This window comes from Allobosea spartocytisi (assembly GCF_014764685.1).
Taxonomy (GTDB): domain Bacteria; phylum Pseudomonadota; class Alphaproteobacteria; order Rhizobiales; family Beijerinckiaceae; genus Allobosea; species Allobosea spartocytisi.
Genome location: NZ_JACXWY010000008.1, coordinates 222,743 through 233,946 on the forward strand (window position 1 = coordinate 222,743; position 11,204 = coordinate 233,946).

Here is an 11,204-nt window from a genome sequence, read left to right on the forward strand (position 1 = left end):
GAGTTTGCACAGCTTCGCGCTCAAGTCATCGGCAGCGGCAACAGACCCGGCTCCTTCAGCGTTTCGAGGGCGATCTCGGAGCGCACGCGGGCCACGCTCTCATGCGGCATCAGCACTTCGTTCACGAGTCGGGCGAGCTCCTTGAGATCGCCGACCGCAACCTTGAGTAGGTAGTCGGCCTCGCCCGTCAGCGCATGCGCTTCGAGGACCGCCGGGGTCAGACGCACGAGATCGCGGAAGCGACGGGCATTGTCGCGGGAATGGGTGTCGAGCGCGACATGGATGAAGACGATGACGCCGAGGCCGACCGCCGAGGGATCGAGCGCCGCGCGATAGCCCTGGATCACGCCCTCCTGTTCGAGACGCTGGCGGCGGCGCGAGACCTGGCTCGCGGACAGGCCGACCCGCTCGGCCAGGGCCGCGTTGGTCAGGGACGCATCCTGCTGCAAGGCATCGAGCAGGCGCCAGTCGAATGCGTCGAGAGCGGTCATTTCGTGCGGCCTTCTCGCTTTGAATGCGAGTATCGTGCGTCATTTTCGGATTTGCAATTGAGTTTGCACGCCACATGCCGCCGGGTCGCGCGATCATGGCGATCATCTCGAGGAGGAGATCGCTATGGGACCGTTTCCGCATGATGCCGCGCCGCCTGAAATCTCCGAGGCGAATCCGATGGGCACCGATGGCTTCGAGTTCGTCGAGTTCGCGCATCCGGAGCCGGAAAAGCTCGGCGCGCTGTTCGAGACGATGGGGTTCGTGCCGGTCGCGCGCCACCGTTCGAAGCGCGTCACGCTCTACCGACAGGGCGACGTGAATTTCGTCGTCAATGCCGAGCCGAATTCCTTCGCGCAGGATTTCGCCGCCGCGCATGGGCCTTGCGCCTGCGCGATGGCCTTCCGCGTCGTCGATGCGAAGCAGGCCTTCGATCGCGCCGTCTCGCTCGGCGCCGAGCCCTATGTGAGCAGGATCGGCCCCGGCGAGCTCGCCATTCCGGCGGTGAAAGGCATCGGCGGCTCGCTGCTCTATTTCGTCGACCGCTATGGCGAGAAGGGCTCGATCTGGGATGTCGATTTCGAATGGATCGGCGAGAAAAACCCGCATCCCGAGCCGGCGGGGCTGTATTATCTCGATCACCTGACCCACAACGTCCATCGCGGCCGCATGGACCATTGGGCCGGCTGGTACGGCAAGCTCTTCAATTTCCGCGAGATTCGCTTCTTCAACATCGAGGGCAAGCTGACCGGCCTGATCTCGCGGGCGCTGACCTCGCCCTGCGGCAAGATCCGCATCCCGATCAACGAATCCCTCGACGACAGGAGCCAGATCGAGGAATACCTGCGCCAGTACAAGGGCGAGGGCATCCAGCATGTCGCCATGGGCTCGCGTGACATCTATGCCAGCGTCGAGGCTCTGCGCGGCAACGGCCTGCCGTTCATGCCATCGCCGCCCGCGACCTATTACGAGAAGGTCGATGCCCGCGTGCCGAACCATGGCGAGCCGGTTGAGCGGCTCAAGGCCAACGGCATCTTGATCGATGGCGAGGGGGCAGTGGCGCTTGGCGAGAAGGCGGGCCGGATGAGCAAGGTCCTGCTGCAGATCTTCTCCGGCACGGTGCTCGGGCCGATCTTCTTCGAGTTCATCGAGCGCAAGGGCGATGACGGCTTCGGCGAGGGCAACTTCCGGGCCCTGTTCGAATCGATCGAGGAGGACCAGGTCCGGCGCGGTGTATTGAAGCCGGCTACCGCGGCCGAATGACGCCGTCGGCCGTCGCCGTCAGGGCGCGAGCTTGCGCATCAGCAGCGGCGCGCCAATGGCGGGGTCCTTGCGCCACTGGCCGTTCTCGAAGACGAGCTCGGTGCCGTGGCCGCGGCGGGCGACGAGCGACAGCCGCCCACCGGCATAGCGCCAGCCGACGGGGTCGAAGATGGTGAGGCCGACATCCTGGCAGGAGCCCTCGAAGGCGGTGCCGCCTTGCTGCCCGCCCGCGGCCGGGGCCGAGAGCACGAGGCGGCAGGCCTCGCGGTTCTGCTGGCGCATCAGGATGTAGCGGCCGGGGACCGTCTCGGGCGCGGGTGCCTTGGCCGGATCGACCGTCGTCTGCCGTTGCGCGGCTTCGGATGCAGCTGCGGCGGCGCCCTGCGGGGCACGGGCGGCGAGGCGCGGATGCCCCTTCCCGGAGAGGCGATAGCCCTTGCCGTCGCTGCCCTTGCCCTCCGTCCCGGTTTCGGCGGAGCCGCCCTGAAAGCTCACCACGGCCTTGCCGCCGGCGTCGAGCAGTAGCGGCTGGCCGCTCGCATTCAGCGTCCAGGCCGTCGCGCTGTCCAGGATGGGCAGGGCGCGGCGGCAGGTCGCGGGGAAGCGCAACTGGCGGCCGTTTGCGGTCGCTTCCGTGCCGAAGGTGAGGGTGCAGCGGCGCGGCGCGTCGGCGAGCTCGAGCTCCCAGGCGCCGAGCCAGCGCCGGATCGCGTCCGGAGCCTTGTCGGCGCCACGTGGCAGCGGCGCCGGCTGAGCGGCGGCCGGCAAGCTGCCGGCGCCGAGAAGGAGAAGCGGCAGCAGCCGGCGAATCAGGCCTTTTTCCATGGTGTCTCCGGCACGGGCGTCAGCGGACCCTTGCCATCGAACCATGAAACCATGTTGTCGACCAGAAGCTGGCCCATCGCCTCGCGGGTGTGGACGGAGGCCGAGCCGACATGGGGCAGCAGCACGGCATGCTCGATGGCGATCAGCTCTGCGGGCACACGCGGCTCGTCCTCGAAGACGTCGAGGCCGGCGGAGAGGATGGTCCTGTCCTTGAGCGCCTTGATCAGCGCCTGCTCGTCGACGACCGTGCCACGTCCGACATTGACCAGGATGCCATTGGGACCCAGTGCCTTCAGCACCTCGGCATTGATGATGTGATGGGTCGAGGCGCCGCCCGGCGCGACCGAGATCAGCGTGTCGACATCGGCGGCCATGTCGACCAGCGAGGGATAGTAGGGATAGGACACGTCCGGCTGGCGCGAGCGGCCGTGATAGACGACCGGCAGGCCGAAGGCCTCGACGCGCTGCGCCACCGCCTTGCCGATGCGGCCGAGGCCGACGATGCCGACCTTGCGGCCGCGCAGCGAGGTGGTGAGCGGGTAATTGCCCTTGAGCCACTTGCCCTCGCGCAGGTAGCGATCGACCTGCGGGAGCTGGCGGACCGTGGCGATCAGCAGGCCTATGGCGAGGTCGGCGACCTCGTCGGTCAGCACGTCGGGCGTGTTGGTGACGACGAGGCCGCGCCGGCCGGCCTCGGCCGCGTCGACATGGTCGTAGCCGACGCCGAAGCTGGAGATGACCTCGAGCTTGGGCAGCGCGTCGAACAGCGCGCCGTCGACCCGGTTGTGGCCGCCGCCCGCGGCGACGCCGCGCACGCGATCCGCGACCTCGTGCAGCAGGCCGGCGCGGTCGGCCGCCTTCCACAATTCGTGGACGGTGAAGTGCTGCTTGAGCTGATCGGCGGCATGGGCGATCAGCGGGCCGGTCTGGATGATCTCGGTGCGGTCGGAGGCTGGCATCGTCGTCTGGTCCATCTCTGCGTTGATTCGTGTCTTGTGAATCGATTAAATTCGAATTTAGCCGCCGGGTACCCCTCGGACGGCCTGTGATCGGGCTGTCAGCGTCACGCCGTATCGGCGGGGCTGTTATTTAGTATGCTTTATTCGGGTGATTTTGTCGGGTTCGGCCTGGCTGACATTCACCGATGCCAGCGTCGTGTTCAAGCTGTCGATGACCAGTCCCGCCATGCGCACGGCGGCGAGATCGCCATCGCGCTCGACGATCGCAGCGAGGATGTTTTCGTGATCTGGCAGGGAGGCGATGAAGGCCTCGTCGACGCCTTTCTTCAGCACGAGCGACCATTGCAGGGTGGCGATGACCGCGCTCGACAGGCATTGCAGCGGAGCGTTCTGCGAGGCCGCGAAGATGGCCTCGTGAAAGGCGAGATCGCCGCGCACGCAAGCATCCGAATAGGGCGGATTGTCGATCATGGCCCGCAACGCGGCCTCGATGCGGGCGATGTCGGCGGCGGTGCGGCGCTGGGCCGCCAGCCGCGCCACGCTGGGCTCGACGAACCGGCGTAACTCGAAGAGATCACGGATGAATTTCTCGTTCGGGTCGGCCTCGAAATGCCAGGCCAGGACATCGGTGTCGAGCAGGTTCCAGCGGTCGCGCGGGGCGGCGCGGGTGCCGCTTTTCGGACGTGCTTCGACGAGCCCCTTGGCGGTGAGCACCTTGACCGCTTCGCGATAGGCCGTGCGCGAAACCGAGATGTCGGCGCGCAGGTCGTCCTCGTTGGGCAGGAGCTCGCCCGCGCCGATCCGGCCGCTGATGATCGCGACCGCCAGCCTCTGGGCAACCTGGCCGAAAAGCCTGTCGGGATTGAGCGTCGTCGGCCGCGAGAAATCGCGCATCCGCATCGATCGACCCGTCCTCTCGCTCTGTGCCAATCGCGTTTCCCCTGAACCCGGTTCGACCTGTGTCGCGCTTGACAGCTTTCCGGCTATCGTATGACTTTATCGCAGACGCATGGGGACACAACCGCTCAGGAGAGGCGGGGCCATATGCATCAATCGGTCACAAGAAGCCGATAGGCGACAGCGATGCTCGCGCAGTTGCGAGGATCAAGGGAACGGAAGCAGGGAAGAAAACATGGCATCTGTCCAGATTGCCGACGTGCGCAAGGCCTATGGCTCGACGCAGGTCATCCACGGCGTGGACATCGATATCGACGATGGCGAGTTCGTCATTCTCGTCGGGCCGTCGGGCTGCGGGAAGTCGACACTGCTGCGCATGATCGCGGGGCTGGAGAACATCTCCGGCGGCGAGATCCGCATCGGCCCCAAGGTGGTGAACGACGTTCCGCCGAAGGAGCGCGACATCGCCATGGTGTTCCAGAACTATGCGCTCTATCCGCATATGACGGTCGCCGACAACATGGCCTTCTCGATGAAGCTCCGGAAGGCGCCGAAGGCCGAGATCGAGGAGCGCGTCAGCAAGGCCGCGCAGATCCTGGGCCTCGGCAATCTGCTCGAGCGCTATCCGCGCCAGCTCTCCGGCGGCCAGCGCCAGCGCGTCGCCATGGGCCGCGCGATCGTGCGCGACCCGCAGGTGTTCCTGTTCGACGAGCCGCTCTCCAACCTCGATGCCAAGCTGCGCGTGCAGATGCGCACCGAGATCAAGGAGCTGCACCAGCGCCTGAAGACGACGACCGTCTATGTCACGCACGACCAGATCGAGGCCATGACCATGGCCGACAAGATCGTCGTGATGCATGACGGTATCATCGAGCAGATGGGCGCGCCGCTCGACCTTTACGACAAGCCCGCCAATCTGTTCGTCGCGGCCTTCATCGGCTCGCCCTCGATGAACCTGCTCAAGGGCAAGATCCTGGCATCGGGCTTCGAGACGGAGGGTGGGGTGGTCTGGCCGGTCGGACAGCATCCGGCCGATTCGAACGGCAAGGCCGCCGTGTTCGGCATCCGCCCGGAGCATATCCATCTCGATGCCAACGGGCTCGAGGCGGAGGTCGTGGTGATCGAGCCGATGGGCTCGGAGACCCAGGTGGTGGTCCGCTGCGGCGGGCAGAACCTGACCTGCGTGTTCCGCGAGCGCATCACGGCCAAGCCGGGCGAGACCATCCGCATCACGCCCGACACCAGCGTGACCCATCTCTTCGACGCGGCCACCGGCAAGCGTCTTTAGAGGCAATCGCGCGCGGGCCCGTCGCCCGGGCCGCGCGCGGGCGCAGTTTTACGGCGACAATCATGCATGACGAGGGTCCGATGCAGGCCCTCGCGGCTTTTCACGGAGGGAATATCATCATGAGCATTTCGAGACGTGACGTATTGATCGGCGGCGCCGGGCTTGCCGCGGGGGCGAGCCTGCCGCTGGCACCGGCGATCGCGCAGGCCAAGATCGAGCAAGGCGCGACGCTGCGCGTGCTGCGCCCCACCAAGTTCGTCGATCCCGACCAGGCGATCTTCAACGAGAATACCGAAGCCTTCACCAAGGCGACCGGCGTGCCGGTGCGCGTCGATTATGCCGGCTGGGAGGATCTGCGCCCGCAGACGGCGGTGACCGCCAATACCGGCGCCGGCCCCGATGTCGTGGTCGGCTGGGCCGACGATCCGCACATCTTCTCCGACAAGCTGATCGACCTGACCGATATCGCCGAGGATCTCGGCAAGAAATATGGCGGCTGGTACCCGATCGCCGAGAAATACGGCAAGAAGGACAAGACCAACCAGTGGGTTTCGATCCCGATGGGCGCGTCGGGCGCACCGGCGGTCTATCGTGAATCCTGGGTCAAGGAAGCGGGCTTCGATACCTTCCCGAAGGATCTCGACGGCTTCCTGAAGCTCTGCCGCAAGCTCAAGGAAAACGGCCACCCGGCCGGCTTCGCGCTCGGCAATGCGGTGGGCGACGGCAACGCCTACTGCAACTGGCTCGTCTGGACCCATGGCGGCTACATGGTCGACGAGAACAACAAGGTCGCGATCAACTCGAAGGAGACGATCGAGGCGCTGAAATACGCCAAGGCGCTCTACGAGACCTTCATCCCCGGCACGCTCTCCTGGCTCGACATCAGCAACAACAAGGCGCTGACGGCGGGCGAGATCGGCGTCACCCAGAACGGCGTCTCGCTCTATTTCTCGATCAAGAATTCGAAGGACGAGAAGACCGCCGCCATCGGCAAGGACCTGAACCACGCGACCATGCCGGTCGGTCCGCTCGGGCGGCCGTCGGAGCCGGCGCTGATCATCAACGCCATGGCGTTCAAGCACACCAAATTCCCGAACGCGGCCAAGGAATATCTCCGCTTCATGATGGAGAAGGAGCAGTACGACAAGTGGCTGACCGGCTGCTACGGCTACTGGACCCAGCCGCTGAAGGGCTATGCCGAGAGCAAGGTGTGGTCGAGCGACCCCAAGATCGTGGTCTATCGCGACACCTGGGAGCGGGCGCTGTGGAGCGGCTACAAGGGCTCGATCAACGAGGCCGCCGGCACGGTCAACGCCGAATACGTCGTCGTCCAGATGGTCGCCTCGGTCTGCGCCGGTCAGGCGACGCCTGAGGAAGCGGCGGCGGAAGCCGAGCGCCGCGCCAAGCGTTACTACCGGACCTGAGCCGGAATCCTCACGGCCGCCGGCTCGTCCGGCGGCCGATGCGAGATCGTCGCGCATCCGATCGGACGCAACAACGATGATCTCCTGATGTGTTGTCGCATCCGGTTGTTCCGAAAGATGGGTTCCCCTTTTCGGTCCGATGCCGTAGCCGACTCCAACGCGAGAGCGCCATGGCCGTAGCTGCCGCCGAATTGCGAACCGTCCACAGCCTGCAGCAAAACTGGCTGGTGCGTCTGTTCGACTACAAGCCTTTCCTGGTCTTCCTCTGCCTGCTGCCCGCGGCCGGGTTCCTGCTCGTCTTCCTGAGCTATCCGCTGGGCCTGGGCATCTGGCTCGCCTTCACCGATACGCGCATCGGCCGGGTCGGCCATTTCATCGGTTTCGAGAACTTCCAGTCGCTCTGGTACGACCGGGTCTTCATCACCTCGGTCTGGAACACGATGCTCTATACGGGCGTGGCGACCATCGGGAAATTCGCGCTCGGCCTGTGGCTGGCGCTGCTGCTCAACAACCACCTGCCGATGAAGTCGCTGCTCAGGGCGATCATCCTGATTCCCTGGATCGTGCCCACGGTGCTCTCGGCCATCGCCTTCTGGTGGATCTACGATCCGCAGTTCTCGATCATCTCCTATGTGCTGGTCGATGTGCTCGGCTGGCGCGACAGCTATATCGACTTCCTCGGCCAGCCCTGGCCGGCGCGTTTTTCGCTGATCGCGGCGAATATCTGGCGCGGCATCCCCTTCGTCGCGATCTCACTGCTCGCCGGCCTGCAAACCATTTCGCCGTCGCTCTACGAGGCGGCGATGCTGGACGGTGCCAATGCCTGGCAGCGCTTCCGGCACGTGACCTTCCCGATGCTGATGCCGATCCTGGCGATCGTGCTGACCTTCTCGGTGCTGTTCACCTTCACCGATTTCCAGCTCGTCTACGCCATCACACGCGGCGGGCCGGTGAACGCCACGCATCTGATGGCGACGCTCGCCTTCCAGCGCGGCATCCCGGGCGGCCAGCTCGGCGAGGGCGCGGCGATCGCGGTGGCGATGATCCCGTTCCTCGTGATGGCGACGCTGTTCAGCTATTTCGGCCTGTCCCGGCGCAAATGGCAGCAGGGGGAAGAGAATGACTGATCAAACCCTCAGTGCGCGTCCGCATCTCAAGGACAAGGAGCGCGAAGGCGTCATCGATTGGTCGTCCGGCCCGCGGCGCCTCCTCACGCTCTACCTGCCGCTGTCGCTCTTCCTCCTCGTGCTGCTGTTCCCGTTCTACTGGATGGCGATCACGGCGATCAAACCGAACGCCGAGCTGCTCGACTACAAGAACAACAACCCGTTCTGGGTGAAGTCGCCGACGCTGGAGAACATCAACAGGCTGCTGTTCCAGACCGATTATCCGCAATGGCTCTGGACCACGATGATGGTCGCGGCGGTGGCGACGGCGCTCTCGCTGTTCTCCAGCGTGCTCGCCGCCTATGCGATCCAGCGGCTGAGGTTCAAGGGCTCGCAATATGTGGGCCTGGCGATCTATCTCGCCTATCTCGTGCCGCCCTCGATCCTGTTCATCCCGCTGGCGACGCTGATCTTCCAGTTCGGCCTGTTCGACTCGCCGCTGGCGCTGATCCTGACCTACCCGACCTTCCTGATCCCGTTCTGCACCTGGCTCCTGATCGGCTATTTCAAGTCGATCCCCTACGAGCTCGAGGAATGCGCGATGATCGATGGGGCGACGCGGCTGCAGACCTTGTGGCGCATCACCTTGCCGCTCGCCATGCCCGGCCTGATCTCGGCCGGCATCTTCGCCTTCACCCTGTCCTGGAACGAGTTCATCTATGCGCTCGCCTTCATCCAGTCGGCGGAGAAGAAGACGGTGCCGGTCGCGGTGCTGACCCAGCTCGTCGAGGGCGACGTCTATCACTGGGGCTCGCTGATGGCCGGCGCGCTGCTGGGCTCGATTCCCGTGGCGATCCTCTACTCCTTCTTCGTCGACTACTACGTGGCGTCGATGACGGGTGCGGTGAAGGAATGAGGCCGATGCGCCGGCGCCGCTTGTCCGGCGCCGGGCATCCGCGCTCAACTCATGGTGCTGCATGCGTGGCATGCGAGCTCCGAGAAAGTACCTGACTTATGCCAGACACGCCGATTTCCAGCATCGCCTTCATCGGGCTTGGCGCGATGGGTGCGCCGATGGCCGAGAACCTGGTCAAGCGGCAGTTCCGGGTCACCGGCTTCGACATGCGGGAGGCGGCGCGCGACGCGCTGGCCGCAGCCGGCGGACAGGCTGCCCCAAATGCGGCCGAGGCGGCCAAGGGCGCCGATGCACTGGTGCTGATGGTGGTCAATGCCGCGCAGGCGCGCGCGGTGCTCTTCGAAGCCGGGGCGCTCGCGGCGCTGGCGCCGGATGCGACGGTCATCCTGATGGCGACCTGTCCGCCGGGCGAGGCCGAGGCGATCGCGGCGGAGGTCACGAAGACCGGTCGGCATTTCATCGACGCGCCGGTCTCCGGCGGCGTCAAAGGCGCGCAGGGCGGGACGCTGACGATCATGGTCGGCGCGGCGCCGGAGAGTTTCGCACGGGCAAAGCCGGTGCTCGATGCGCTCGGCGACAAGGTCTTCCATGTCGGCGAGAAACCGGGGCAGGGCGCGACGGTGAAGACCGTCAACCAGCTCCTCTGCGGCGTGCATATCGCGGTCGCGGCCGAGGCGCTGTCGCTGGCGGAGAAGGCCGGCATCGACGGACGCCTGCTCTTCGAGATCATGGGCGGCTCGGCGGCATCCTCCTGGATGCTCAGGGATCGCGGCCCGCGCATGCAGGAACCCGACCCGGTCGTCGCCAGCGCCGTCGACATCTTCGTCAAGGATCTCGGCATCGTGCTCGATGCCGGGCGCGCAGCGAAGGTCGCGCTGCCGCTGGCGGCATCGGCCCATCAGATGTTCCTCGCGGCCTCGGGGCTGGGCCATGGCGGGCGCGACGATTCGCAGGTCGTGCGGGCCTATCGCGCCCTCAACGCCAAGCCCGCGAACGATGCCTGAAGGCTCAGCGGGGCGGACAGGTCGTCCCGCGCAGGACGAGTTCGGGCGTCAGCAGCAGGCGCTGCTGCGGCGCGGCGGGCTCGGCGATGCGGCGCAGCAGGAACTCCGCCGATTTGGCGCCCATCTGGTTCTGGAAATTGTGGATCGTGGTGAGCGCGGGAAACCATTGCGCCGCTTCCTTCACGTCGTCGCAGCCGACGATGGAGAAGTCGACGCCGGCCTCGCGTCCGCGATGGCGCAGGCCGAGCATCGCGCCGAAGGCCGAGAGGTCGTTCATGCAGATGGCGGCGGTCGGCGGTGCGGGAGCGTCGAGCACCTGCTGGATGCCCTTGAGCCCGTTCTCGCGCGTGCCGTAGGCGAAATAGATCAGCGCGGGGTCGATCGACAGGCCATGGGCCGTCAGGCCCTCGCGATAGGCGTGATAGCGGTTGCGCCCGGTCGAGATGCTCTCATTGGCGCAGAGGAAGGCGATCCGGCGGTGGCCGAGCCCGATCAGATGCTCCATCGCCTGGAGGATGCCATGGCGGTCGTCCGCGCCGACGAAATCGAGGCCGAGCCCCGGCACTTCGCGCGAGAGCTGCACGATGGGCACGCCTGCATCGACGAGGTGGCGCAGGCTGTCGGCCGTGCTGCCGCCCGCCGGGCAGAGGATCATCCCGTCGGGCCTGTACTCGGCCAGGGAGTTCAGCACGCGCTCCTGCCGCTCAAGATCCTCGGCATAGGTGCCGAGCAGGATCGAGCGGCCATAGGCTGCCGTGGCTCCGTCGATCGCCGCCAGAAGCTCGGCGAAATACGGATTGGTGATGTCGTGAAAGCCGACGCCGATGATGTTGGTGCGGTCGGTGCGGAGCGCCGCGGCACTGCGGTTGTAGCTGTAGCCCATCTGGCGCGCGATCTCGCGCACGCGGCCGCGCGTCGCCTCGGCGACCAGCGGGGAATCCCGCAGGGCCAGCGAGACCGTCGCCGTCGAGACCGACAGATGGTCGGCGATGATCTGAAGAGTGACGCGGCTGCGGCCGGCGGGGGGCGTGGG

The 11,204-nt window shown here is 66.1% G+C and carries 11 protein-coding genes; 6 read left to right on the top strand and 5 right to left on the bottom strand.

Annotated elements, in window-relative coordinates:
- Nucleotides 1–20: 20 nt before the first annotated feature.
- Complete coding sequence (locus IED13_RS15365) at nucleotides 21–491, bottom strand: Lrp/AsnC family transcriptional regulator (RefSeq protein ID WP_191124664.1); 471 nt, start codon at nucleotides 489–491, stop codon at nucleotides 21–23.
- Nucleotides 492–615: 124 nt separating this feature from the next.
- Here IED13_RS15365 and hppD point away from each other — a divergent pair, with 124 nt between their 5' ends.
- On the top strand, nucleotides 616–1,752 hold the full coding sequence (gene hppD / locus IED13_RS15370; RefSeq protein WP_113253668.1) for a 4-hydroxyphenylpyruvate dioxygenase: 1,137 nt from the start codon (nucleotides 616–618) through the stop codon (nucleotides 1,750–1,752).
- An 18-nt stretch (nucleotides 1,753–1,770) separates the two neighbouring features.
- On the opposite strand, the gene IED13_RS15375 is transcribed toward hppD, so the two are convergent.
- The 3 genes from IED13_RS15375 to IED13_RS15385 all read right to left on the bottom strand — a co-directional run bounded on the left by IED13_RS15375 (nucleotide 1,771) and on the right by IED13_RS15385 (nucleotide 4,430).
- Entirely contained in the window at nucleotides 1,771–2,577 is an 807-nt protein-coding gene (locus IED13_RS15375; RefSeq protein WP_191124665.1) for an AprI/Inh family metalloprotease inhibitor, read from the bottom strand.
- On the bottom strand, nucleotides 2,562–3,551 hold the full coding sequence (locus IED13_RS15380) for a 2-hydroxyacid dehydrogenase (RefSeq protein WP_404801892.1): 990 nt from the start codon (nucleotides 3,549–3,551) through the stop codon (nucleotides 2,562–2,564). Before IED13_RS15380 ends, IED13_RS15375 begins: the two co-directional genes overlap by 16 nt.
- 111 nt (nucleotides 3,552–3,662) lie before the next feature.
- Nucleotides 3,663–4,430 (bottom strand): FadR/GntR family transcriptional regulator, encoded by a 768-nt coding sequence (locus tag IED13_RS15385; RefSeq protein WP_051988096.1) that lies wholly within the window; start codon nucleotides 4,428–4,430, stop codon nucleotides 3,663–3,665.
- Nucleotides 4,431–4,668: 238 nt separating this feature from the next.
- Between IED13_RS15385 and IED13_RS15390 the strand changes: the two genes are divergently transcribed.
- The 5 genes from IED13_RS15390 (at nucleotide 4,669) to IED13_RS15410 (ending at nucleotide 10,171) form a co-directional block, all read left to right on the top strand.
- Nucleotides 4,669–5,721 carry an ABC transporter ATP-binding protein gene (locus tag IED13_RS15390; protein ID WP_038363631.1) on the top strand — a complete coding sequence of 351 codons (1,053 nt, stop codon included), beginning with the start codon at nucleotides 4,669–4,671 and terminating at the stop codon, nucleotides 5,719–5,721.
- A 119-nt stretch (nucleotides 5,722–5,840) separates the two neighbouring features.
- Nucleotides 5,841–7,145, top strand: a complete 1,305-nt coding sequence (locus tag IED13_RS15395) for an ABC transporter substrate-binding protein (RefSeq protein ID WP_038364377.1) — start codon at nucleotides 5,841–5,843, stop codon at nucleotides 7,143–7,145.
- Between the two features lie 170 nt (nucleotides 7,146–7,315).
- On the top strand, nucleotides 7,316–8,272 hold the full coding sequence (locus IED13_RS15400; RefSeq protein ID WP_038363634.1) for a carbohydrate ABC transporter permease: 957 nt from the start codon (nucleotides 7,316–7,318) through the stop codon (nucleotides 8,270–8,272).
- The gene (locus IED13_RS15405; RefSeq protein ID WP_112763606.1) at nucleotides 8,265–9,167 is read left to right on the top strand and encodes a carbohydrate ABC transporter permease; all 903 of its coding nucleotides are present in this window, start codon (nucleotides 8,265–8,267) and stop codon (nucleotides 9,165–9,167) included. The genes IED13_RS15400 and IED13_RS15405 overlap by 8 nt, the downstream gene beginning before the upstream one ends.
- A 98-nt stretch (nucleotides 9,168–9,265) precedes the next feature.
- Nucleotides 9,266–10,171, top strand: coding sequence for an NAD(P)-dependent oxidoreductase (locus IED13_RS15410; protein ID WP_191124667.1), 906 nt, complete (start codon nucleotides 9,266–9,268; stop codon nucleotides 10,169–10,171).
- Between the two features lie 4 nt (nucleotides 10,172–10,175).
- Here IED13_RS15410 and IED13_RS15415 read toward each other — a convergent pair.
- On the bottom strand, nucleotides 10,176–11,204 hold a 1,029-nt coding region (locus IED13_RS15415), incomplete at its 5' end, for a LacI family DNA-binding transcriptional regulator (protein ID WP_191124668.1).

Bases quoted from the DNA above. Each gene is read 5' to 3' on its own strand.
- IED13_RS15365 (WP_191124664.1), bottom strand. From the start codon at position 491: ATGACCGCTCTCGACGCATTCGACTGGCGCCTGCTCGATGCCTTGCAG.
- hppD (WP_113253668.1), top strand. From the start codon at position 616: ATGGGACCGTTTCCGCATGATGCCGCGCCGCCTGAAATCTCCGAGGCG.
- IED13_RS15375 (WP_191124665.1), bottom strand. From the start codon at position 2,577: ATGGAAAAAGGCCTGATTCGCCGGCTGCTGCCGCTTCTCCTTCTCGGC.
- IED13_RS15380 (WP_404801892.1), bottom strand. From the start codon at position 3,551: ATGGACCAGACGACGATGCCAGCCTCCGACCGCACCGAGATCATCCAG.
- IED13_RS15385 (WP_051988096.1), bottom strand. From the start codon at position 4,430: ATGCGCGATTTCTCGCGGCCGACGACGCTCAATCCCGACAGGCTTTTC.
- IED13_RS15390 (WP_038363631.1), top strand. From the start codon at position 4,669: ATGGCATCTGTCCAGATTGCCGACGTGCGCAAGGCCTATGGCTCGACG.
- IED13_RS15395 (WP_038364377.1), top strand. From the start codon at position 5,841: ATGAGCATTTCGAGACGTGACGTATTGATCGGCGGCGCCGGGCTTGCC.
- IED13_RS15400 (WP_038363634.1), top strand. From the start codon at position 7,316: ATGGCCGTAGCTGCCGCCGAATTGCGAACCGTCCACAGCCTGCAGCAA.
- IED13_RS15405 (WP_112763606.1), top strand. From the start codon at position 8,265: ATGACTGATCAAACCCTCAGTGCGCGTCCGCATCTCAAGGACAAGGAG.
- IED13_RS15410 (WP_191124667.1), top strand. From the start codon at position 9,266: ATGCCAGACACGCCGATTTCCAGCATCGCCTTCATCGGGCTTGGCGCG.